The organism is Embleya sp. NPDC008237 (assembly GCF_042956465.1).
Lineage (GTDB): Bacteria > Actinomycetota > Actinomycetes > Streptomycetales > Streptomycetaceae > Embleya.
Genome location: NZ_JBIBGL010000001.1, coordinates 384502 through 406849, shown reverse-complemented (window position 1 = coordinate 406849; position 22348 = coordinate 384502). Strand labels below are relative to the sequence as shown.

Sequence of the window (22348 nt, the reverse complement as noted above, 5' to 3'; positions counted from 1 at the left end):
CGGCCCCACAACGCTTCGGGGCTCACGCGCGTAAGTCCACACGCGCCAGGCTGTTCGCGCAAGTACCCAGGTCACGTACTCGCGCAAACGCCACACCACGCCCTGTGCGGAAGCTACCCCGACCAGGTGTGGATCACGCAACGTATTCGAGGGTCCAGCGTGACAGACGAAAACTCACCGGGTTCGCCGGGGCCGTCCGGCGGCCGGATCGGCACCGCCCGCCCGCTCGATCACCGCGTCCGCCCCGGGGATCACCAGCCCGGTGTGCCCGTCCTCGAACCGCACCACGTACGGCGGCGCCCCGTCCGGGCCCCTGACCTCGACGATCTCCCCGAAACGATCCCCGCGACCGACCGTCTTCCCGTGCACGTGGAGCCGGTCGCCAATTCGTGCCCGCATCAGCTCTGACCTCCCTGTCGAACGGGTGCGAAACCACTCACACCCTCCCAGGGAACTACGCCAGTGCGTTGTGCGTAAGACAGTCGGCGTAAGGTCTTGGAGGTTCACGGTTGCATCACCCCGCAATCGCGAACCGCCGCGTGGAGCGTCCGGCGACAGTCGGACGATCAGGGCAGCTCCGCTCCTTTCGCGGTAACCGAACACGGATCGGGCTCGGTGGATGAGATGCAGGCGGGCACCCCGCCGGTCCATTACCGGTCGGTAGAGATGACGGATCCAACGTCCGGGTACCACGATGGGGACGGCGCGACACCGCTCAGGGTGGTCGACCCCGCTCTCGCGGGGAGGGTCCCCATCTACCGATAAGGCGAAGGAACAGCGTGGCTTCCGGACGAGAGCGCTTCTCGATCATCAGCGACGGCCTCCCGAGCCAGCTCCCCGACATCGATCCGAACGAGACCGGGGAATGGCTGGAGTCGCTGGACGCAGTCATCAACGAGCAGGGCCGCCAGCGAGCCCGCTACATCATGCTCAAGCTGCTCGAACGGGCCCGTGAACGACAGGTCGGCGTGCCGGCTCTGCGCAGCACGGACTACATCAACACGATTGCCCCGGAGAGCGAGCCCTGGTTCCCCGGCGACGAGAACATCGAGCGACGCATCCGTGCGTTCGTCCGGTGGAACGCCGCGATCATGGTGTCGCGGGCGAACCGCCCGGGGCTCGGGGTCGGCGGTCACATCGCCACCTACGCGTCCTCGGCGAGCCTGTACGAGGTCGGCTTCAACCACTTCTTCCGCGGCAAGGACCACGGGGAGTCGGGCGACCAGATCTACTTCCAGGGACACGCGTCCCCGGGCATCTACGCACGTGCCTTCCTGGAGGGACGCCTCAGCGAGGCGCAGCTCGACGGTTTCCGCCAGGAGAAGTCGGCCGCCCCGAACGGGCTGCCCAGCTATCCGCATCCGCGGATGATGCCGGACTTCTGGGAGTTCCCGACCGTCTCGATGGGCCTGGGCCCGCTCGGGGCGATCTACCAGGCCCGGTTCAACCGGTACCTGCACAACCGAAACATCAAGGACACCTCGCGCAGCCACGTCTGGGCCTTCCTCGGCGACGGCGAGATGGACGAGCCCGAGTCGCTCGGCAACATCGGCCTGGCCGCCCGTGAGGAGCTGGACAACCTCACCTTCGTGATCAACTGCAACCTGCAGCGGCTCGACGGTCCGGTGCGCGGCAACGGCAAGATCATCCAGGAGCTGGAGTCGTACTTCCGCGGCGCCGGCTGGAACGTGATCAAGGTCGTCTGGGGTCGCGACTGGGACCCGCTGCTGGCCCAGGACACCGACGGCGCGCTCGTGAACAAGATGAACACGACGCCCGACGGCCAGTTCCAGACCTACGCGGTGGAGTCCGGCGCCTACGTGCGCGAGCACTTCTTCGGCGACGACGCGCGGCTGCGCCGGATGGTGCAGGACCTCTCCGACGAGGACATCCAAAAGCTCGGTCGCGGCGGGCACGACTACCGCAAGGTCTACGCGGCCTTCAAGTCGGCACGTGAGCACGTCGGCCAGCCGACGGTGATCCTGGCGCAGACGGTGAAGGGGTGGACACTCGGCCCGAACTTCGAGTCGCGCAACGCCACGCACCAGATGAAGAAGCTCACCAAGTCCGACCTGAAGGCGTTCCGCGACCGGCTCTACCTGCCGATCTCGGACGAGCAGCTCGAAGGCGACGTCCCCCCGTACTTCCACCCCGGTGAGAAGTCCGAGGAGATGGAGTACATGCGCGAGCGGCGCGCCGCGCTCGGTGGTTCGCTGCCGCGGCGGCTGGACCGCTCCAAGCCGCTCAAGCTGCCCGGCGACCCGGTCTACAGCGTGCTGAAGAAGGGCTCGAAGCAGCCGGTCGCCACGACGCAGGCGTTCGTGCGCCTGCTCAAGGACCTGATGCGCGACTCCGAGATCGGCAAGCGGTTCGTGCCGATCGCGCCGGACGAGTACCGCACCTTCGGTATGGACGCGATGTTCCCGACCGCGAAGGTCTACAACCCGCACGGGCAGACCTACGACTCGGTCGACCGTGAGCTGCTCCTGTCCTACAAGGAGTCGGCGCAGGGCCAGATGTTGCACGACGGCATCTCCGAGGCCGGTTGTGTGGCGTCGTTGATCGCCGCGGGCTCGACGTACTCGACGCACGGCGAGCAGATGATCCCCGTGTACGTCTTCTACTCGATGTTCGGGTTCCAGCGCACGGGCGACCAGTTCTGGCAGATGGCCGACCAGCTCAGCCGCGGCTTCGTACTCGGCGCCACGGCCGGTCGCACCACGCTGACCGGCGAGGGCACCCAGCACGCGGACGGGCACTCGCAGCTGCTGGCCTCGACCAACCCGGCCTGTGTGGCGTACGACCCGGCGTTCTCGTACGAGATCGCGCACATCGTCAAGGACGGTCTGCGCCGGATGTACGGCGAGAACGCCGAGGACGTCTTCTACTACATGACGGTCTACAACGAGCCCATCGCGCAGCCGGCGGAGCCCGCGAACGTCGACGTGGACGGCATCCTCAAGGGTCTGTACCTCTACCAGGAGGGTCCGGCCAAGGAGGGCGCGCTGCGCGCCCAGATCCTCGCCTCCGGTGTCGGCATGCCGTGGGCGCTGGAAGCGCAGAAGCTGCTCGCCGAGGACTGGAACGTGGTCGCCGACGTGTGGTCGGCCACGTCCTGGAACGAGCTGCGGCGCGACGCGGTCGCGGCGGAGGAGCACAACCTGCTCCACCCCGAGGCCGAGCCGCACATCCCGTACGTGACCCGAGTACTCGACGGCCGTCCCGGCCCGGTGGTGGCGGTCAGCGACTGGATGCGGGCCGTCCCGGACCAGATCTCGCGCTGGGTCCCGGCCGACTTCGCGTCGCTGGGCACCGACGGCTTCGGCTTCGCGGACACCCGCGGTGCGGCGCGGCGCTTCTTCCACGTGGACACCGAGTCCGTCGTGGTGGGCGTGCTGTCCGAGCTCGCGCGGCGCGGCGAGATCGACCCGAGTGTGGTCTCGAAGGCGATCTCCCAGTACCAGCTCCTGGACGTCAAGGCGGCCGGCGTGGGTACGGTCGGCGGCGACGCCTGATCGGCGGGTAGTGCGGCCGTGGCCCCGATCCGTTCACGGATCGGGGCCACGGCCGTTGTCGCCCAGCCTTCGGGCCGTACCTGCCGAGCCCTGGGTGCCGAGCCCTTCTGCCGAGCCATATTTGCCGAGCCATATTTGCCGAGCCTTCGGCACGGTCCCGGGTCTAGACTCTCCGGGCCGGCCGCGGGACTTCGGCTGCGACTTTCGGAATCGCCTCTTAAGCGTCACTTCGCTGTTCGCGCCTCCATTCCCCGGCCGGCATCAGCTTTTGTCCGGCCGAGGGGATGCGTCGTGGACCGCCGGGACCTGGCCGCGTGCGAAGACGTGGTGATGTTCGTCAACGCGGCGGTGACCGCCACCGGCCAGCGTGAGTTCCGCGACGACGCGGACGCACAACGGTTGTCGGTGCAATTCCTGCACGAGTACATCGTGGGCAACTACCGCGAGCTCTACGCCGCCACCCTCGCGCTGGACATCAACGACTTCAACGCGGCCCTGATCGTCCGGCACCTGCTGGAGAGCAGCCGCGACCTGACTCCCGAGGTGCGCCGCCGCGAGGGCGAACTGATCGCACGCCGGCTGGAACTGATGGCACCTCAAAGGGTCTTCAAGCTCTTTCGTGAACTGGCCCGACGCGGCGTCAACAATCGGCGTACGCGCGCGATCATGCGCGACTGGACGGCGGGTCGTCGTGATCCGGTCTTCGACGCGGTGAAGTACCGGTCCGGGGTGAAGGCGACGATGCGGCACGCGCATCTGCGCGCGCCCGCCGAGACCGGCACCTTCCTGTTCACCGCGACCCGCAGGGTGGCGGCCTTCGACACGCCGCTGTTCGAGACCTGGCGACGGGCGCACTACGCGCAGAGTGCGCTGTACGACCTGCCGTACACCGTCGCCGAGGGGCTCGCGTCCAAGCACGGCATCAAGCGTGCGACGTTCCTGGAGAAGATCGCCCCGCAACTGACCCGGCTGGAGCGGCTGCGCCTGCAGGGCACCGGCGAGCGGGCCGGGGCCGGCGCGGTGCGGGCGGAACTCGGCCGGATGCCGCTGACCCGGCTGGCGTCCTACGTGTTGTCCCTGACCCGTGCCCAGCGCACCGCCCGATACGACGAACTGCGGCAGGCGCTGACCGAGTCCGCACGTCGTGCGGCGGGGGATGCGGCGGGGTCCTGGGGCCGGGTCGTGGCCGTGCTCGACGACAGCTTCTCCTCGTTCGGGTCGACCACGAAGCGACAGCGCCCGCTGGCGGTCGCGCTGGCCTGTCGATTCCTGTTGAAGGCACTCGCCCGCGACTTCACCGGTCTGTGGACCTCGGGACTGCACGACCCGCTGCTGGTGCGGCCGAGCGGCCCCACGCCGCTGGGCGAACGGCTGATCGACGCGCTCGAACTGGCCCCGGACCGCCTGGTCGTGGTCTCCGACGGCTGGGACAACAGCCCGCCGGGACTGGCCGCCGAGGTACTGCGGGTGTGGCGCGAGCGGCTGGACCCGGACGGGGCGACCACCGTGGTGCATCTCAATCCCGTGTACGACGCGGACGGCTTCGACGTGAAGCGGCTGTCGGCGAGCGTGCCGACGGTCGGGGTGCGCGACGCGGAGGACGTGCCGGCGCTGGTCGAGTTGGCCCGGTTCGCCGAGGGCCGGGCCGGCTTCGCGGAGCTGCGGCACTACCTGGCGGAGCGTCAGGACCGGTTCCGGGCCCGGAAGGCGGGGGTATGAGCGGCAAATTCGCGGCGACCGGGCTGGTGGCCCGGCCCGCACAGGTGTGGGGCGCGATCCGGCTGGTACCGCTCGTACGCGAGGAGCCGCTGGTGGGCCTGCGGCTGGATCGGCGCGTCTACGATGCCGACGACCCCTCGATCGTCGATCTCGGCGACGGCACCTGCTACCAGTCCTTCATCCCGCACGCGTTCGTGGCGTCCTGGGGCGCCGACGCCGAGCCGTCGGCGGCCTTCGGCACCCAGCTCCAGGAGCGGCCGGCGACGCCTTCGCACGCGAAGATGCGGGCGCCCAGGCGGGCGTTGCGGCGCATGGCCCACCGGGAGAGCAGCAATCGGCTGCGGTTTCTGCCGATGCACCTGGCCCTGGAGGGATATCTCTCGTTGCACTTCGGCGGGCCGTCGATCGTGTGGGAGGAATGGACCGACCGGGCCGTGCGCAAGGGATTGTCGCCCCGCACGGAGGAGGCCTTCTGCGGTTGTGCGGTGCGCGGACTGGCCGATGCGCTCAAGGTGTTCGAGATTCATCCGGGCCAGTGCGGGGTCGCGCTGTACGTCGCGGACACGCTCGCGAGCGTGTTCGTGGTGCCGCATCCGGCCGACTACCGGGCCCTGCACACGACGCTGCTCGAAGACCTGTACGGCGAGGCGCTGTTCCACTACGCCAACTACGTCGAGGCGGTACCGGATTTCGTCGTGGGGATCGAGAGCGAGCGGGTGTCCTCGCTCGCGGACCTGCGCCGGGAGGCAGCCGAGCAGTCCCTCTCGTGGGAACGTTTCCACCGGCTGATGTTGGCCGGTCTCACCGGCGAGGGCGCCTACACGAGTGAATCGGTGTACCGGATGGGGTCGTTCGAGCTCACTCGATTCCTGCCCTCGTTCCGGCTCGACGAGGAGAACCACATCGGTGAGCGCATCACCCACGAGGACGGCCGACTCGCGTACTGCAAGACGTTTCGGCTGTCCCCGGCGCAGACCCGCCGGGGCCACCTGCTCGCCACCCTGCGTGCGCACGAATGGGATCTGGTCGCGACCGCGAGCGCGTTGCACACGACACCGTCCGAGTTGACCCGCCGGATCCGCGAATCGGGCTTCGACGGGCTGCTCCGGCCGCACGTGGCGGACCGGCTGGAGCGTGAGGGCCGCCGACGCGGCTGAGGCCGCCCCGCGTCGGGCGAAGCGGCCTCGGGCCGACCCGGCCCGGTGGGATCGGACAGGCCGGACACGGCCTAGTCGCGGTCGTTGAAGGTCGCCGTCATGTCCGGGTAGCGCGCCCCGGTGACCTGCCCGGCGATCGGTTCGAGTGCGGCCAGTTCGGCCTCCGTGAGCACCAGGTCGACCGCGCCCACGTTCTCCTCCAGGCGGTGCCGCTTGGTGGTACCCGGAATCGGCACCACCGACAGGCCCCACGCCGCGGTGCGCGACTGCACCCAGGCGAGCGCGACCTGTGCCGGGGTGGCGCCGTGGGCCTCGGCGATCGCCCGCACCGGCGCCAGGATGGCCGCGTTGGCGGCGGCGTTGTCGCCGGTGAAGCGCGGCTGGAAACGGCGGAAGTCACCCTCGGGCAAGGTGTCGGCGGTGGCCCAGGCACCGGTCAGGAAACCCCGCCCGAGCGGCGAGTAGGCGACCAGCGCCGCGCCCACCTCGCGAGTGGCCGGCACCACGCTGTCCTCGATGTCGCGGGTGAACAGGCTCCACTCGGACTGCACGGCGGCGATCGGGTGCACGGCCGCCGCCGCGTGCAGCTCCTTGGCGGTCACCTCGGACAGACCCAGGTGGCGCACCTTGCCCTCGCGTACCAGCTCCGCCATCGCGCCGACGGTCTCCTCGATCGGCACCCGGACGTCGCGGCGGTGCATGTAGTACAGGTCGATCACGTCGGTGCGCAGCCGGCGCAGGCTGGCCTCGGCGGCCTGCTTGACGTAGGCCGCGTCGCCACGGATCTCGCGCTCGCCCTCGGGCGTGACGTTGATCGCGAACTTGGTGGCCAGGGTGACCCGCTCGCGTCGGCCGCCCTCGGCGAGGAAGGCGCCGAGCAGTTCCTCGTTGGTGTGCGGGCCGTACATGTCCGAGGTGTCGAACAGGGTGACGCCCAATTCGAGGGCGCGCTCCAGGGTGGCCACCGACTCGTTGTGCTCGGCGCCCGCGTAGAAGGCGCTCATGCCCATGCAGCCCAGGCCCTGGGCGAAGACCTCGGGGCCCCGGTCACCCAGTTTGAGAGTGTTCGTCTTCGTCGTGCTCATCGTCGTCACTCCGCTCCGCGTCCGCGTACATCCGGATCTTGTGGTCGATCACGAGCAGGCAGCTCTGGAGGTCGCTGATTCGGTTGCGGACCTCCTCGCGGTGGTCCTCCAGCAACTCTCGGCGATCGGGCCGGGTCTCGTCGCCCCGGCGGACCAGTTCCGCGTAGCGGAGCATGTCCGCCACCGGCATGCCGGTCAGCCGCATCTTGCCGACGAATTCCAGCCAGTCGAGGTCGTGGTCGCTGTAGCGACGCCGACTCCCCCGCCCGTTCCCGTTGCCTCCCGTCCGGGGCCCCTGCCGGTTCACGTGCCGCATCAGGCCGATCCGCTCGTACCAGCGCAGCGTGTGCGCGGTCAGACCGGTGCGCTCGACCACTTCGCCGATCGAGTACTTGCCGACCTCGTAGTCCTCGGGTGCGGTGACCTGCTGCGTGGCCGACATGGTGGAGCCTCCGGTGGGAAGCCCGCCCCGATGGGCGGGCACGAGACGAACGCTACGGAGTTGGAGCGCACTCCAAGCAAGCCCGAGCCTTCACGCGAGCGTCAACCCCGCGTGCATCTCCCACACGAGCACCTCGGCCGGGCCGTCCGGGAAGGCGGTGAGCCGCTGTCCCCCGGCGTCGGACAGGCGCACCGCGTCACCCGCCGCGAGCGCGCCGGCGCCCTCCAGGTCGACGATCCCGCGGGCGACGAACACGTGCACGAACGGCGCGTCCGGCAGTGTCGCGGTGCCACCGGCGGGCAGCTGCGCCACATGCAGCGCGGCGTCCTTCTGGTGGATCCGGATCGCCGCGTCGTGCCCGGGCCGCCCGGACGCGATCGGCACCAGGCCGCCGCGCTCCAGTTCGGTGCGCACGTCCTGCTGCTGGTAACCCGGAGTGATCCCGTCCTCGTCGGGAGCCACCCACATCTGCACGAAGTGCACCGGGTCCGACGAGCCGGCCGCGTCGTTCTTCTCCGAGTGCAGAATCCCCCGGCCGGCGCTCATCCGCTGGGCCAGGCCCGGGTGGATGATCCCGTTGTGCCCCTCGGAATCCTGGTGCACCAGGGAGCCGGAGAGCACCCACGTGACGATCTCCATGTCCCGATGCGGATGGGTGTCGAAGCCGGTACCCGGAGCCACCACGTCGTCGTTGCTGACCAGGAGCAGCCCGAAATGGGTGTTGTCCGGCGCGTAGTGGCGACTGAAGGAGAAGCTGTGGTGCGAGTCGAGCCAGCCCGCGCGCGTGTGGAAGCGTTCGCCGGCCCGGCGCACGTCGATTGTGGTCATGCCCGCTTCAACCACGGACCGGGCGCGGGCTGTTCCCGTGCCACGCCCGGGGCGGGCGGCGCCCGATTGCCGGCGGATCGCCCGGAATCCGGCCCCCATCACCGAGGGTGAACGGGCCGGTTGATATCGTTCGCGCGTCGGCGGCCGGTTTGTCGCCGACGGCGTCGAACGCAGCGAAGTCCGGTGGGATCCCGGCGCTGTCCCGCAACCGTGATGCCCCGCCCGGACGCCCGGGAGGTCGGGGACGAGCCGGGTCGCCTCGTTCGCGCCGACGACATCGGCCTCGCAGGAGGGGCGATCCGTCTCCACGGGTCCCGACGCCTGCCGCGTCGAAGGACCTGGAGTCTTCGTTGAGATCCGTACCCCTGCTTCGTTCCGCCGCCGTGCTGCTGCTCGGCGCGCTCGTCCTCACCGGTTGCGGTGACTCGGACGACTCGAAGGACGACAAGACCCAGGGCACGCCGGCGGCGACCGGCACCTCGGCCGGGTCGGGTCCCGACACCAAGGCGTTCCCGGCGACCGTGGACTCCGGCGGCGCCAAGGTCACCATCGCGAGCGCCCCGAAGAAGATCGTCTCGCTCGCGCCCAGCGCCACCGAGATGTTGTTCGCGATCGGTGCCGGCGGCCAAGTCACCGCGGTGGACGACCAGTCGAACTTCCCGGCGAGCGCGCCCAAGACCAAGCTGTCCGGCTTCAAGCCGAACATCGAGGCGATCACCAACTACACGCCCGACCTCGTGGTCGTCTCGGACGACATCGACGGCCTGGTCGCGTCCTTGGGCAAGCTCAAGATCCCGGTCGTGCTGACGCCGGCGGCGAAGACCTTCGACGACTCGTACGCGCAGCTGACCACGCTGGGCACGGCCACCGGACACGCCAAGCAGGCCGGCGAGGTGGCGGCGAAGATGAAGAGCGACATCGCGGCCGTCGTCGCGGCGACGCCCAAGCCGGCGAAGCAGCTGAGCTACTTCCACGAGTTGGACAACACGCTCTACACCTCGACCTCCAAGACCTTCCTCGGTCAGGTGTACGCACAGTTCGGCCTGAAGAACATCGCCGACGAGGCGGACAAGGCCGGCACCGGCTACCCGCAGTTGTCCGCCGAATACCTCGTGCAGGCCAACCCCGATCTGGTCTTCCTCGCCGACACCAAGTGCTGCGGCCAAAACGCCGACGAGGTCGGCAAGCGGCCGGGCTGGGACCGGGTGACCGCGGTGCGCAAGGGCGGCGTGGTCGCGCTCGACGACGACATCGCCTCGCGCTGGGGCCCGCGCGTGGTGGACCTGGTCCGGGCCGTGTCGGAGGCGGTCACCAAGGCCGGCGCGACGCAGGGCTGACGGCCGGCTCGTGCGGGATCTCCTGCCCATGCGATCCCGACCGGCGGTAATGCCCCTGCTCGGCGCGGGCGTACTGCTGGTCGGCGTCGTCGTGCTCGCCCTGAGCGTCGGGGCGGCCGATCTGCCCGCGAGCGGGGTGCTGCTCGCGCTGTTGGACAAGCTGCCCTTCGTGCACCTCGACCACGGCCTGTCCCCGGTCCAGTACGCGGTCCTGATGGACCTGCGGCTGCCCCGGGTGCTGGCCGCGGTGACCGTGGGCGGGCTGCTGGCCATGGCCGGCGCCGGCTATCAGGGCGTCTTTCGCAACCCGCTGGCCGATCCGTACCTGCTCGGCGCGGCCTCCGGCGCGGGACTGGGCGCGACGCTGGTGATCGTGTACGCGGACGGGAACAGCGTGGGCGGGATCCCGGTGGTGCCGCTCGCCTCGTTCGTCGGCGCGATGGGCGGCGTGCTGCTCGCCTACGGGCTCGGCGCGAGCACGAGCCGCTCCGACGGCACCGCGAACCTGGTCCTGGCCGGCGTCGCGGTCGCCCAGTTCCTGGCCTCCGCACAGACCTACGTGCAGTCCGCCAACACCGACGAACTGCGCCGGATCTACTCGTGGATCTTCGGCCGGCTGTCCGGGATCGGCTGGGCCGACCTGCGGATGATCCTGCCGTACGCACTGCTGAGCACCGCGGTGCTGCTCCTGCACGGACGCCTGCTCGACGTCATGTCGGTCGGCGACGAGGAGGCCGCGGGCCTGGGCGTCCGGGCCGGCCGGGTCCGCCTGGTGGTGCTGCTCGCCGCCTCCCTGGCCACCGCGTCCGCGGTCGCGATCAGCGGCCTGATCGGCTTCGTCGGCATCGTCGTGCCGCACATCGTGCGCCGCTTCGTCGGCGGCAGCTATCGCCGTGTCCTGCCCATGTCGCTGCTGTGCGGCGCGGCGTTCCTGGTGCTCACCGACCTGCTCGCGCGCACGATCACCGCACCCGGCGAACTGCCGATCGGCGTGGTGACCGCGTTCGTCGGCGCACCCTTCTTCGTGTTCGTGCTGCGCGGCACCCGCAAGGTGGACGTGTGAGCGCCCGCCTGGTGCTGCGCGACACCGGCGTGGACCGTGACCGGGTGCCGGTGCTGCGCGGGGTGGACGCGGACGTCGAACCCGGCGAGTGGCTCGCGGTGATCGGCCCCAACGGCGCGGGCAAGTCCACGCTGCTCAAGGCGGTCGCCGGGCTGCTGCCCTACCTGGGTTCGATCAGCGTGGCCGGCCGCCCGGTCCGTGAGCTCACCCGGCGCGAATTGGGCCGCGGCATCGCCTACACCGCGCAGAGCCCGGTGGTACCGGCGCAGATGCCGGTGCACGAGTACATCCTGCTCGGCCGCACGCCGCATCTGGGCTATCTGGCCCGGCCGGGCCGACGCGACCGGGCGATCACCGACGAGGTGATCGAGCGACTGGACCTGGGTGCGTTCGCGGGCCGCGACGTGGGCCGGCTCTCCGGCGGCGAGCGGCAGCGGGTGGTGCTGGCCCGGGCGCTCACCCAGCAGGCGCCGGTACTGCTCCTGGACGAGCCGACCACCGCGCTCGATCTGGGTCATCAGCAGCAGGTGCTGGAGATCGTGGACGGGCTGCGCCGCGACGACGGCCTCACGGTGCTCACCACACTGCACGACCTGGGCGTCGCCGCGCAGTACGCGGACCGGTTGCTGATGCTGGTCGACGGGCGCCCGGTGGCGTCCGGGTCGGCCGCCGAGGTGCTCACCCCCCGGTCGATCGCCGAGCATTACCAGGCCCGCGTATCGGTGGAGCCGGGTCCGGACGGCCGCCCGCGGGTGCACCTGATCCGACCGGGGCACGCGGGCCGGGACACCGCCGAGGGGTCCGCGTGAGCACGCTGCCGCGGCCGCGCGAGACACCGGCCGAACTGCTGCGCCCACGCACGGTGTGGCGCGACGAGGACGGCACCCGCCGCCCGGCCCTGGTGTGGCGCGCCGGCCCGCACTGGCGGATGGCCTCCTCCGCGCTGCTCGGCGGCGGCATCGGCGAGCGCGCGTGGGTGCTCAACCTCCAGGTCCGACCCGGCTACGACCGGATGGACCCGGTCGCCCACCTGACCGAGGTGGCCGCGCCGTTGGGCCTGACCGGAGCCGGGGTCGGCCTGATGACCGCCGCCGACGTCACCGCCTGGACGCACGGCGCCGACGAGGGCGTCGAGGCCGCGGTCACCACCGGGATCGGCATCCCCACCTGGGCCGCCGCCCCCGTCCCGGGCCGCCCCGGGGCACCGCCCCCCGGCACCATCAACATCCTCGCCGCCGTCCCCGCCGCCCTCTCCGACGCGGCCTTGATCAACGCGGTGGCCACAGCCACCGAGGCAAAGGTCCAAGCCCTCCTCGACGCCGGCTACGCGTGCACCGGAACCCCCTCCGACGCGGTCTGCGTCGCCGCCCACACACCGAATCCGTCCCGGCCGACGGAACCCTTCGGCGGTCCACGCTCCCTATGGGGCGCCCGCCTGGCCCGAGCGGTGTACACGGCGGTACTGCGCGGCGCCCTCGACGACCGCCACCGCAGACACACCACCCCGAAGCCACCCCCACCCCAAGAGCGCTGACCCCACCCACGACGCAACCCCCGGAAGCGGCACCCGTTCCCCCGGCCACCACAGCAACCCCCCGGTACAGCCCCCACCGCCCACCCCCGGCACGTCAGCGCCCCCGACCCTCGCCGCCCCCGGTGATCGACGCGCGCGGCGCGGAGAGCGGCGGAGCCGCAAACCAAGACCTCGTGGTCCGGGGCGAAGCGGAGGAGAGAAAAAAGTGGTGCCTCGCGAGCCGGCGACGAAGTCGCCCGACAGCCGGAGGATGATGGCCCTGTGAGTTCCAAGCCCGATTTGCGCGCCGCGACCGTCCGCAGGCTGGAGAAGTCCGCCGGCGCACTGGCCGGAGCGGCGCTGGCCAGGATGGACGAGGCACTCCCCTGGTACCGGAACATGCCCGCCGACAACCGTTCCTGGATCGGCCTGGTAGCCCAGGCGGGTATCTCCGCGTTCACCGAGTGGTTCCGGCATCCGGAGACCCCGCAGAAGGTCAGCGCCGACGTGTTCGGCACCGCGCCGCGCGAGTTGACCCGCACCATCACGCTGCCGCACACGGTGGAGTTGATCCGCACCACGATCGAGGTGGTCGAGGCCGAGATCGCCACGCTTGCCGCGCCCGGCTACGAACAGGCGCTGCGCGAGGCACTGTTGCTGTACTCCCGCGAGATCGCCTTCGCCACCGCGCAGGTGTACGCGCACGCCGCCGAGACGCGCGGCGCGTGGGACGCGCGACTGGAGGCGCTGGTCGTGCACTCGCTGCTGCGCGGCGAGGCGGACGAGGGCATCCTCTCCCGCGCCTCGGCGCTGGGCTGGGGCTCGCCGGACTCGGTCATGGTGGTGGTGGGCAACGCGCCGGACGCGGACTCCCAGGCGGTGGTGGACGGCATCCACCGGGCGGGCCGACACGCCCGACTCAACGTGCTCACCGGCGTCCAGGGCGAACGGCTCGTGGTGATCCTGGGCGGCACCGACGATCCGATCCGGGCCACCCGCTCGCTGATCGGCCAGTTCGGCCCGGGCCCGGTGGTGGTCGGCCCCGAGGTGCCGGACCTGCTGGCCGCGGTGCGCTCGGCGCAGGCGGCGATGTCGGGACACCGGGCCTGCGTCGCGTGGCCGGACGCTCCGCGCCCGGTGTCCGCCGACGATCTCCTGCCCGAGCGGGCGCTCGCGGGTGACGAGGAGGCCCGGGAGCAGTTGGTGGAGGAGATCTACATACCTCTGCACGCGGCGGGCTCCGCATTGTTGGAGACACTCTCCGTGTACCTGGAGCAGGCGGCGAGCCTGGAGGGGGCCGCCCGAATGCTCTTCGTACACCCGAATACCGTGCGCTACCGGCTGCGACGCGTCGTCGACGTGACCGGACTCGTACCGACGGAGACCCGTTCCGCATTCACCCTCCAGGTCTCGCTGATCCTCGGCCGGCTCGCCGCAATCGAGATCTAGTCGAGACTATTTTGTAGGAAACCCACAAAGTCACCATCGGATCTTCGTCCCTGCCGATAAGGGGCTCACACCCCTCGCAGGAGAGAGGCTTGACCTCGTGCTCGTACTCGTCGCTCCCGGACAGGGTGCCCAGACGCCCGGATTCCTCGCCCCTTGGCTCGACCTCGACGGTGTGGCCGATCGGCTGCGCTGGTGGTCCGCCGTCACGGGCCTCGACCTGATCCACTACGGCACCAAGGCCGACGCGGACGAGATCCGGGACACGGCGGTGGCCCAGCCGCTGCTCGTCGCCTCGGGTCTGGTGGCCGCCCTGGCCCTGTTCCCGCACCCCTCCGACGCCTACCGCGTGGTCGGCGCCGCCGCCGGCCACAGCGTCGGCGAGCTGACCGCCGCCGCCGGCACCGGCGTGATCACCGCCGAGTCGGCGATGACCATCGTGCGCGAGCGCGGCAAGGCGATGGCCGCAGCCGCGGCCGTCACGCGGACCGGCATGAGCGCGGTACTCGGCGGCGACCCGGAGACGGTGCTCGCGAAGATCGCCGAACACGGGCTCACCCCGGCGAACATGAACGGTGCGGGCCAGATCGTCGCGGCCGGCACCCTGGAGCAGCTCGCCGCGTTCGCCGCCGACCCGCCGGAGAAGGCCCGCGTACGTCCCCTGTCGGTGGCCGGTGCCTTCCACACCGAGCACATGGCCTCCGCGGTGGACCGGCTCGCCGAGCTGGTCCCGGGCGTCACCGTGCGCGACCCGCGCACCCCGTTCATCTCCAACTCCGACGGCGCCGTGCTGCACGACGGCCGCGCCGTGGTCGGGCGGCTGGTCACCCAGGTCTCCAACCCGGTGCGCTGGGACCTGTGCATGGAGACCATGAAGGACCTAGGCGTCACCGGTCTGATCGAAGTGGCCCCGGCGGGCACCCTGACCGGTCTGGCCAAGCGCGCCCTGCCCGGCGTGGAGACGGTCGCCCTCAAGACCCCGGACGACCTGGAGGCGGCCCGCAAGCTGGTCGAGCGGCACGGCAGCCCCAGCGCGATCGACGCCTCGCCCACGTGGCGCCTGGTGGTCGCGCCGTTCAAGGGCATCATCGAACTCACCGACATCAAGTCGGGCGACGCCCTGGTGCCCGGTGCCCGGGTCGCCACGGTGCGCTCGCACCGCGACGAGCAGAGCATCACCGTTCCGCACGGCGGCACCGTGGTCGAGTGGCTCGTCGAGGACGGCGACCCGGTCGCGCCCGGCATGCCGCTGTTGCGCATCCACCCGCAGAGCGCGCTGTGACACACGTCGCAACACCCGCTCCGCACCCGGCCGCGAACCCACCCGGCCTCGAACCCGTACGGGAGGACCACGCGTGACCGCTTCCATCACCCCCCGCGCCGGAGCCGCACACGCGCGCATCCTCGGCGTCGGTGGATACCGCCCGGCTCGGATCGTGCCCAATTCCGAACTGGTGGACCGGATCGACTCGTCCGACGAGTGGATCCAGACCCGTTCCGGGATCAAGACCCGGCGCTGGGCCTCCGCCGAGGAGACCGTCGCGGAGATGTCCATCGCCGCGGCGGGCAAGGCACTCGCGCACGCCGGTCTGGATGCGTCGCAGGTGGGTTGCGTGATCGTCTCGACGGTCACGCACCTCAAGCAGACCCCGGCGATCGCGACCGAGATCGCCCACCGCCTGGGTGCGGGCGGCGGGCGGGCGGCGGCATTCGACGTCTCCGCGGCCTGCGCCGGCTTCTGCTACGGCGTCTCGCTGGCCAGTGACATGGTCCGCGGTGGCAGTGCCGAGTACGTCCTGGTGATCGGGGTCGAGCGACTGAGCGACCTGACCAACCTGGCGGACCGCGGCACCGCGTTCATCTTCGGCGACGGCGCGGGCGCCGTGGTGATCGGTCCCTCGAGCACGCCGGGCATCGGCCCGGTCGTGTGGGGTTCCGACGGCTCGCAGTCCGAGGCGATCACCCAGACCGTCGACTGGAACGAGCTGCGCGACCGGCCCGAGCAGGAGTTCCCCACGCTCAAGATGGAGGGCCAGAAGGTCTTCCGGTGGGCCGTGTGGGAGATGGCCAAGGTCTGCGAGCAGGCGTTGGACGCGGCCGGCATCAAGGCCGAGGACCTGGACGCGTTCATCCCGCACCAGGCCAACATGCGCATCACCGACGCGATGATCAAGGCGCTGAAGCTGCCCGCCGAGGTGCCGGTCGCCCGCGACATCGCCGAGAACGGAAACACCTCCGCCGCGTCCATCCCGCTCGCCATGGAGCGCATGCTCGAAAGCGGCGAAGCGGTCAGCGGCGGAACCGCACTGATCATGGGATTCGGGGCCGGCCTCGTCTACGCGGGCCAGGTCATTACGCTTCCGTAGTCCCCCGTCGGTCCACGCCGGCGGACGAGCAACACACACGCAGTACCCGTCACCGCAGAAGATTCGAATCAAGGAGCAACATGGCTGCCAGCCAGGAAGAGGTCCTCGCGGGCCTCGCCGACATCGTGAACGAGATCGCCGGCGTCCCGCAGGACGAGGTCGAGCTGGACAAGTCCTTCATCGACGACCTGGACGTGGACTCGCTGTCGATGGTCGAGGTCGTCGTGGCGGCCGAGGAGAAGTTCGAGGTCAAGATCCCGGACGACGACGTCAAGGGCCTCAAGACCGTTCGCGACGCGGTGGACTACATCGTCAAGGCCGCCTAGGTCGGATGTAGTACGGCCGTTTTCCGGGCCGGACCCGCGTCCGCGAGTCCGGCCCGGTCCGTCTCGGCCACACCGGGCCCCGGCCCGCTCGGCCGCCGGATCCCCGAAACAAGAGCGTGAGAGTGAGAAGACAGTGAAGTCGACCGAGCGCAACGACGCCGCGCGAACCGTGGTCGTCACCGGTCTGGGCGCGACCACGCCGGTCGGCGGCGATGTCGCGACCACGTGGTCCGCGCTGCTCGCGGGCACGTCCGGCGCGCGGGCGCTGACCGAGGAATGGGCCGCGGAGCTGCCGGTGACCTTCGCCGCGCGGATCGCCGTCGAGCCACTCGAGGTCATGCCCAAGGTCGAGGCGCGTCGCCTGGACCGGTCCGGCCAGTTCGCGATGATCGCCGCCCGCGAGGCCTGGCTGGACGCCGGCTACGCGGCGAAGAACACCGCGAACGAGGACGCCCCGGACGCGCTCGTGGTGGACCCGGTCCGCCTCGGTGTGGTCATCGCGTCCGGCATCGGCGGCGTGACCACCCTGCTCGACGCGTGGGACACCTTCCGCGAGAAGGGCCCGCGCCGGGTCGGCCCGCTCACCGTCCCGATGCTCATGCCCAACAGCCCGGCCGCCAACGTCGGCATCGAGCTGGGCGCGCGGGCCGGTGTGCACACCCCCGTCAGCGCGTGCGCCTCCGGCGCCGAGGCGGTCGCCTACGGCCTGGAGATGATCCGTTCCGGCCGCGCCGACGTGGTCGTCTGCGGCGGTACCGAGGCGGCGATCCACCCGCTGCCGATGGCCGCCTTCGCGAACATGATGGCGATGTCCAAGCGCAACGACGAGCCGCAGCGCGCGTCGCGCCCGTACGACAAGGGCCGCGACGGCTTCGTGATGGGCGAGGGCGCGGGCGTCCTGGTCCTGGAGAGCGCCGAATACGCGGCGGCCCGCGGAGCGCGCGTGTACGCCGAGGTCGCGGGCGCCGGACTCAGCTCCGACGGCCACCACATCGCCCAGCCCGAGCCGACCGGCCGCGACATCGCCCGGGCGATGGCCCTGGCCCTGGCGGACGGCGCGATCGAGCCGGAGGAGGTCGTGCACGTCAACGCGCACGGCACCTCGACCCCGGCGGGCGACGTCACCGAACTCAAGGCGATCCGCGCCACGCTGGGCGACGCGGCGGCCGACAAGGTCACCGTCACCAGCACCAAGTCGATGACCGGCCACCTGCTCGGCGGCACCGGCGCGGTCGAGTCGGTCGCCACGGTACTCGCCCTGTACCACCGCACGGCGCCGCCCACGATCAACGTGGACGACCTCGACGACGAGGTCGACCTGGACGTCATCCGGGACGAGCCGCGCACCCTGCCCGACGGCAACGTCGTCGCCCTCAACAACTCGTTCGGCTTCGGCGGCCACAACGTCGTCGTCGCCTTCCGCACGTTCGGGTGACCCCCGAACTCCTTGCGCCGGCTCGCGACGCGTGCCGCCGGGCCGCACCATGCCCGGCGCGCGTGCCGCGGTCGGCAGGACGGACCAGACAGCCGTGACCGTGATGGACAACCGACCCGGCACCGAGGCCGCACCCGCGCCCACCGCCCGGCCCACCCGTCCACACCGCGACGACGACCCGCGCAACCCGAGACTGCGGCTGCGGAAGCTGGTCGATCCGGGTTCGTACGAGGAGATCTCGGCCTACGAGACCACCTCGGGCACTCTCGCCTGTGTCGGCACGATCAACGGCGCCCGCGTGGTGGCCTACGCGTCGGACCCCACCGTCCAGGGCGGGGCGATGGGCGAAGAGGGCTGCGCCATCGTGGTCGAGGCCTACCAGCGCGCGATGGCCGAGCAGGCGCCGATCATCGCCCTGTTCCACTCCGGCGGCGCCCGCCTCCAGGAGGGGGTGGCGAGCCTGCACGCGGTGGGCCGGATCTTCCACGCGATGACCATGGCCTCGGGTCGCATCCCACAGATCTCGGTCGTGCTCGGCGCGGCCGCCGGCGGCGCGGCCTACGGACCCGCGCTCACCGACATCGTGATCCTGGCGCCCGAGGGCCGCATCTTCGTCACCGGACCGGACGTGGTCCGCTCGGTCACCGGTGAGGACGTCGACGCGCTGCGCCTGGGCGGCCCCGAGCCGCACGGCCGGCGCAGCGGCGTCGTGCACGTGGTCGCCGAGTCCGAGCAGGACGCGATCGACCGGGCCCGCGGCCTGGCCGACCTGCTGGCCAACCAGGGCGAGATCGACCCGGCCACCCTCGACCGCCGCGAACTGGGCGCGCTGCTGCCCGAGTCCGCCAAGCGCGCCTACGACGTGCACCCGGTGGTCGACGGGCTGCTGGACGAGCCCGGCCAGGAACTGCACCCCAAGTGGGCGCCGAACATCGTCACCACACTCGGCCGGCTCGGCGGGCGCACCGTCGGCCTGGTCGCGAACAACCCACTGCGGCTGGGCGGTTGCCTGGACTCGGCGTCGGCCGAGAAGGCCTCGCGCTTCGTGCGCATGTGCGACGCGTTCGGCGTGCCGCTCGTGGTGGTAGTGGACGTGCCCGGCTACCTGCCCGGCGTGGGCCAGGAGTGGGACGGCGTGGTGCGCCGCGGCGCGAAGCTGCTGCACGCGTTCGGCGAGTGCGTCGTGCCGCGCGTGACGATGGTCACCCGCAAGGCGTACGGCGGGGCGTACATCGCGATGAACTCGCGCTCGCTGGGCGCGACTCGGGTACTGGCCTGGCCGACCGCCGAGGTCGCGGTGATGGGCGCGGTCGCCGCCGTGCGCATCCTGCACCGCCGCCGGCTCGCGGAGGTTCCGGACGAGCTGAAGCCGCAGGTCGAACTGGAGCTGGCGGCCGAGCACGAGAAGGTCGCGGGCGGCCTGGACCGGGCGATCGAGATCGGCGTCGTGGACGAGGTGATCGACCCGGACGAGAGCCGGCTCGCGATCGCGAAGGCGATCGCCGCCGCCCCGCGAACCCGCGGCGCACACGGCAACATCCCGCTCTAGGCCGTATCCGGTGGATCTTGGTGGATGAGGTCGCGTCGTCCGGTGCCGTGGCTCGGCGTGCCGGAGAAGCAGCCGCATAGTGGTTCCATTCGGCCGTTTCTCCGGTGCGGCGAGGCGCGGTGCCGGGCGGCGCGGCCCCACCGAGATCCGCCGGACACGGCCTGGGTTGCGTCTGCGGATCTCGGTCCGCACCCGGCACCCGGTACTCCCGCGGCCCCGATGGGCCCGAAGGCGGAGACGCGGGGGGCCCTTCCGGATGATTCGGAAGGGCCCCCCGCGTCGGTATGTCTATACGTATGTCTTCTCCCCGGCCGCTCCGGCCGCCGTCGCAGGCCCGCCCGCCACGCTCAGACCACCTGGTGCAACCAGCGCACCGGCGTGCCCTCCCCCGCGTAGCGGAAGGGCTCCAACTCGTCGTCCCACGGCTTGCCGAGCAGCTTCTCCACCTCGGTACGCAGGTCGACCTCGCCGCGCGCCGCACGACCGAGCACCGCGCGCAGCCGATCCTCGGGGATCAGGATGTCGCCGTGCGCCCCCGTGACCGCGTGGAAGATACCGAGGTCGGGGGTGTTGCTGTAGCGCTCCCCCTCGGCATTGGCCGAGGGCTCCTCGGTGGCCTCGAAGCGCAGCAGGTGCCACCCGCGCAGCGCCGAGGCCAGGCGCGACGCAGTACCGGGCGCGCCCTGCCAGGACAGCTCGGCCCGCAACATGCCGGGCGCCACCGGCTGGCGGACCCAGTCAAGACTCACGCGCACGCCAAGAACGCCCGCTGCGGCCCACTCGACGTGCGGGCACAGCGCACGCGGCGCGGAGTGCACGTACAGAACTCCACGTGTCGTCACCGGGACCTCCAGGCTTCAAGGACGAGGTTCGCCTTCCCCAGCGGCCTCAAGCCTTGTCTCGGACTGCCTGTTCGAATCCCGGTCTTCCATTGTGCCCCACGGACCACGGATGTACCACAGGCACCAGTTGCTGTCCGTAATCACATGTGGGCAATTGTCCGATGCGAAGGAACAATTCGTTACTCACCGTCTCGGAATGGTGAGCCACTGCACTCAACGTGCCCGGCCGCCGACAACGCCACTCCCGGCAGTGTCGGCCTTCACACGAAGGAGTGACGTACCGTCGATGGACATCGTCGTGTCGATGCTAGGGGTCGGAGGGGGCGGCGTGGGTGGGAAACGACGAGTAGGGGTGGCAACCGCGACGATGGTCGCGACCTTGTTGACGCTGTCCTCCTGTAACGACTCGGCCGGGGGCAAGAGTGCCGCGCCGGCCGCGGTCGGGGCCGGCGCGGCGGCCGAGCCGAGTGGGGGGAAGACCGGCAAGCCCGGCAACCCGAGCGCGTCCGAACAGCCCAACGCAAAGGCGCTCGTGCCCACTCCGGACGCGCCGGCGACCGCGACCGCCCCGCCGCGGCCGCGCTCGATGGCGGCCCTGGGCGACTCGATCACCCGCGGCTTCGACTCGTGCTCGCCGCTGCGGGACTGCCCGGAAAAGTCCTGGGCCACCGGCACCTCTTCCGACGTGAACAGTCACGCCAAGCGGCTGGGGTTGCCCGCGGACGCGGTGTTCAACAACGCCGAGACAGGCGCCCGGATGTCGGATCTGGCCGGCCAGGCCCGCGAGGCGGTCCGGGAGCGGGCCGACTACGTGACGATCCTGATGGGTGCCAACGACGCGTGCCGCCGCACCGAGGCCGAGATGACCTCGCCGGGCACGTTCGAGAGCCAGTTCCGCGACGCGCTGTCGGTGTTGCGCGAGGGACTGCCGCACGCGCGGGTGCTCGTGGTCAGCGTGCCGGACCTGGGGCGGATGTGGGAGACCGGCCACGACGAGATGGTGGCCCGCGCGGTGTGGTCGATGGCGAACGTGTGCCAGACGATGCTGGAGGACCCGCAGTCGGCCAAGCCCGCGGCGCTGGACCGCCGGCAGCGGGTGCGCGACCGGGTCACCGCCTACAACGCGAAGCTGCGCGAGGTGTGTTCGTCCTGGTCCAACTGCCGCTACGACGGCGGCGTCGTGAACACCCAGCGGTTCGGCAAGAACGACGTCAGCCACTGGGACTGGTTCCACCCCAGCGTGGCCGGTCAGCGCACGCTCGCGGAGGTGACGTCCCGCCAGGGATATACATGGGGATAGCCCGTATGAGTGATTTCCCTCCCGGAATCCCCGGCGAGCCCGCTAAGCTCTCACTCGACTACGGAATAGAGTCGCTCGACGACACACAGCGACGACGCATGGTGACGAAAGCAGCCGACCGGGACATACGACGCGAGAACACACTGCGAGACGCCGACCTGAGTGGGTGGGGCGGGTGGGACTCGAACCCACGGCCAGAGGATTATGAGTCCCCTGCTCTAACCAGCTGAGCTACCGCCCCTCGCCGTCCGCTGCCGGACAACCTGAGGCAGCATAACCGGTCAGGCACGACCATCGCCCGGGGGGATCCTCGCGAGCGTGGTCTCATCCTGCCCGAAAGTGTTCGCTTCCCGTCCCCGGGTCGCACCGGGGCCGGCGCGCGCCATGCCCGCCGCCGAACCGGGCTGTCGCCGCGATTCGCCCTT

18 protein-coding genes, 1 tRNA gene and 1 pseudogene are annotated in these 22348 nt (G+C 71.0%); 14 read left to right on the top strand and 6 right to left on the bottom strand.

The annotated features are described in order from the left end of the window. Positions 1-174: 174 nt before the first annotated feature. Positions 175-399: a DUF1918 domain-containing protein gene (locus tag ACFZBU_RS01665; protein WP_391581428.1), complete on the bottom strand. Its 225-nt coding sequence runs from the start codon at positions 397-399 to the stop codon at positions 175-177. A gap of 380 nt (positions 400-779) precedes the next feature. Here ACFZBU_RS01665 and aceE point away from each other — a divergent pair, with 380 nt between their 5' ends. From aceE to ACFZBU_RS01650, 3 genes are all read left to right on the top strand, one after another. Then, positions 780-3515 (top strand): pyruvate dehydrogenase (acetyl-transferring), homodimeric type, encoded by a 2736-nt coding sequence (gene aceE, locus ACFZBU_RS01660; RefSeq protein ID WP_391581427.1) that lies wholly within the window; start codon positions 780-782, stop codon positions 3513-3515. 330 nt (positions 3516-3845) lie between these two features. Then, positions 3846-5234 (top strand): hypothetical protein, encoded by a 1389-nt coding sequence (locus ACFZBU_RS01655; RefSeq protein WP_391581783.1) that lies wholly within the window; start codon positions 3846-3848, stop codon positions 5232-5234. Further along, entirely contained in the window at positions 5231-6391 is a 1161-nt protein-coding gene (locus ACFZBU_RS01650) for a hypothetical protein (protein WP_391581426.1), read from the top strand. The genes ACFZBU_RS01655 and ACFZBU_RS01650 overlap by 4 nt, the downstream gene beginning before the upstream one ends. A 71-nt stretch (positions 6392-6462) precedes the next feature. On the opposite strand, the gene ACFZBU_RS01645 is transcribed toward ACFZBU_RS01650, so the two are convergent. From ACFZBU_RS01645 to ACFZBU_RS01635, 3 genes are all read right to left on the bottom strand, one after another. Continuing rightward, the gene (locus ACFZBU_RS01645; RefSeq protein WP_391581425.1) at positions 6463-7476 is read right to left on the bottom strand and encodes an aldo/keto reductase; all 1014 of its coding nucleotides are present in this window, start codon (positions 7474-7476) and stop codon (positions 6463-6465) included. Beyond that, positions 7439-7918: a MerR family transcriptional regulator gene (locus ACFZBU_RS01640; RefSeq protein WP_391581424.1), complete on the bottom strand. Its 480-nt coding sequence runs from the start codon at positions 7916-7918 to the stop codon at positions 7439-7441. Before ACFZBU_RS01640 ends, ACFZBU_RS01645 begins: the two co-directional genes overlap by 38 nt. A 90-nt stretch (positions 7919-8008) precedes the next feature. Continuing rightward, a complete protein-coding gene (locus tag ACFZBU_RS01635; protein ID WP_391581423.1) occupies positions 8009-8746 on the bottom strand; it encodes a pirin family protein in 738 nt (245 codons plus the stop codon). A gap of 350 nt (positions 8747-9096) precedes the next feature. Here ACFZBU_RS01635 and ACFZBU_RS01630 point away from each other — a divergent pair, with 350 nt between their 5' ends. The 10 genes and pseudogenes from ACFZBU_RS01630 (at position 9097) to ACFZBU_RS01585 (ending at position 19781) form a co-directional block, all read left to right on the top strand. Beyond that, complete coding sequence (locus ACFZBU_RS01630; protein WP_391581422.1) at positions 9097-10083, top strand: ABC transporter substrate-binding protein; 987 nt, start codon at positions 9097-9099, stop codon at positions 10081-10083. A gap of 28 nt (positions 10084-10111) precedes the next feature. Continuing rightward, complete coding sequence (locus tag ACFZBU_RS01625; RefSeq protein WP_391581421.1) at positions 10112-11146, top strand: FecCD family ABC transporter permease; 1035 nt, start codon at positions 10112-10114, stop codon at positions 11144-11146. Then, on the top strand, positions 11143-11955 hold the full coding sequence (locus ACFZBU_RS01620; RefSeq protein ID WP_391581420.1) for an ABC transporter ATP-binding protein: 813 nt from the start codon (positions 11143-11145) through the stop codon (positions 11953-11955). The genes ACFZBU_RS01625 and ACFZBU_RS01620 overlap by 4 nt, the downstream gene beginning before the upstream one ends. Continuing rightward, entirely contained in the window at positions 11952-12680 is a 729-nt protein-coding gene (locus ACFZBU_RS01615) for an adenosylcobinamide amidohydrolase (protein WP_391581419.1), read from the top strand. The genes ACFZBU_RS01620 and ACFZBU_RS01615 overlap by 4 nt, the downstream gene beginning before the upstream one ends. A gap of 261 nt (positions 12681-12941) precedes the next feature. Then, positions 12942-14108: a PucR family transcriptional regulator gene (locus ACFZBU_RS01610; protein WP_391581418.1), complete on the top strand. Its 1167-nt coding sequence runs from the start codon at positions 12942-12944 to the stop codon at positions 14106-14108. Between the two features lie 97 nt (positions 14109-14205). Then, positions 14206-15141 (top strand): annotated as a pseudogene (locus tag ACFZBU_RS01605) (ACP S-malonyltransferase); the annotation flags it as partial. A 319-nt stretch (positions 15142-15460) separates the two neighbouring features. Further along, on the top strand, positions 15461-16471 hold the full coding sequence (locus ACFZBU_RS01600; protein WP_391581417.1) for a beta-ketoacyl-ACP synthase III: 1011 nt from the start codon (positions 15461-15463) through the stop codon (positions 16469-16471). A gap of 80 nt (positions 16472-16551) precedes the next feature. Next, positions 16552-16797 carry an acyl carrier protein gene (locus tag ACFZBU_RS01595; RefSeq protein ID WP_391581416.1) on the top strand — a complete coding sequence of 82 codons (246 nt, stop codon included), beginning with the start codon at positions 16552-16554 and terminating at the stop codon, positions 16795-16797. A 133-nt stretch (positions 16798-16930) separates the two neighbouring features. Further along, the gene (fabF, locus tag ACFZBU_RS01590) at positions 16931-18232 is read left to right on the top strand and encodes a beta-ketoacyl-ACP synthase II (protein ID WP_391581415.1); all 1302 of its coding nucleotides are present in this window, start codon (positions 16931-16933) and stop codon (positions 18230-18232) included. Positions 18233-18335: 103 nt separating this feature from the next. Then, positions 18336-19781, top strand: a complete 1446-nt coding sequence (locus tag ACFZBU_RS01585) for an acyl-CoA carboxylase subunit beta (RefSeq protein ID WP_391581782.1) — start codon at positions 18336-18338, stop codon at positions 19779-19781. A gap of 347 nt (positions 19782-20128) precedes the next feature. On the opposite strand, the gene ACFZBU_RS01580 is transcribed toward ACFZBU_RS01585, so the two are convergent. Next, positions 20129-20623, bottom strand: coding sequence for a DUF3145 domain-containing protein (locus ACFZBU_RS01580; RefSeq protein WP_391581414.1), 495 nt, complete (start codon positions 20621-20623; stop codon positions 20129-20131). A 352-nt stretch (positions 20624-20975) separates the two neighbouring features. On the opposite strand from ACFZBU_RS01580, the gene ACFZBU_RS01575 reads away from it, so the two are divergent. Further along, the gene (locus tag ACFZBU_RS01575; protein ID WP_391581413.1) at positions 20976-21923 is read left to right on the top strand and encodes an SGNH/GDSL hydrolase family protein; all 948 of its coding nucleotides are present in this window, start codon (positions 20976-20978) and stop codon (positions 21921-21923) included. A gap of 167 nt (positions 21924-22090) precedes the next feature. Here ACFZBU_RS01575 and ACFZBU_RS01570 read toward each other — a convergent pair. Continuing rightward, positions 22091-22164: transfer RNA gene (locus ACFZBU_RS01570), tRNA-Ile, on the bottom strand. Between the last annotated feature and the right edge of the window lie 184 nt (positions 22165-22348).

Excerpts from the sequence above, each read along its gene's own strand:
- ACFZBU_RS01665 (WP_391581428.1), bottom strand. The coding sequence starts at position 399 with ATGCGGGCACGAATTGGCGACCGGCTCCACGTGCACGGGAAGACGGTC.
- ACFZBU_RS01655 (WP_391581783.1), top strand. The coding sequence starts at position 3,846 with ATGTTCGTCAACGCGGCGGTGACCGCCACCGGCCAGCGTGAGTTCCGC.
- ACFZBU_RS01650 (WP_391581426.1), top strand. The coding sequence starts at position 5,231 with ATGAGCGGCAAATTCGCGGCGACCGGGCTGGTGGCCCGGCCCGCACAG.
- ACFZBU_RS01645 (WP_391581425.1), bottom strand. The coding sequence starts at position 7,476 with ATGAGCACGACGAAGACGAACACTCTCAAACTGGGTGACCGGGGCCCC.
- ACFZBU_RS01640 (WP_391581424.1), bottom strand. The coding sequence starts at position 7,918 with ATGTCGGCCACGCAGCAGGTCACCGCACCCGAGGACTACGAGGTCGGC.
- ACFZBU_RS01635 (WP_391581423.1), bottom strand. The coding sequence starts at position 8,746 with ATGACCACAATCGACGTGCGCCGGGCCGGCGAACGCTTCCACACGCGC.
- ACFZBU_RS01625 (WP_391581421.1), top strand. The coding sequence starts at position 10,112 with ATGCGATCCCGACCGGCGGTAATGCCCCTGCTCGGCGCGGGCGTACTG.
- ACFZBU_RS01595 (WP_391581416.1), top strand. The coding sequence starts at position 16,552 with ATGGCTGCCAGCCAGGAAGAGGTCCTCGCGGGCCTCGCCGACATCGTG.
- ACFZBU_RS01585 (WP_391581782.1), top strand. The coding sequence starts at position 18,336 with ATGGACAACCGACCCGGCACCGAGGCCGCACCCGCGCCCACCGCCCGG.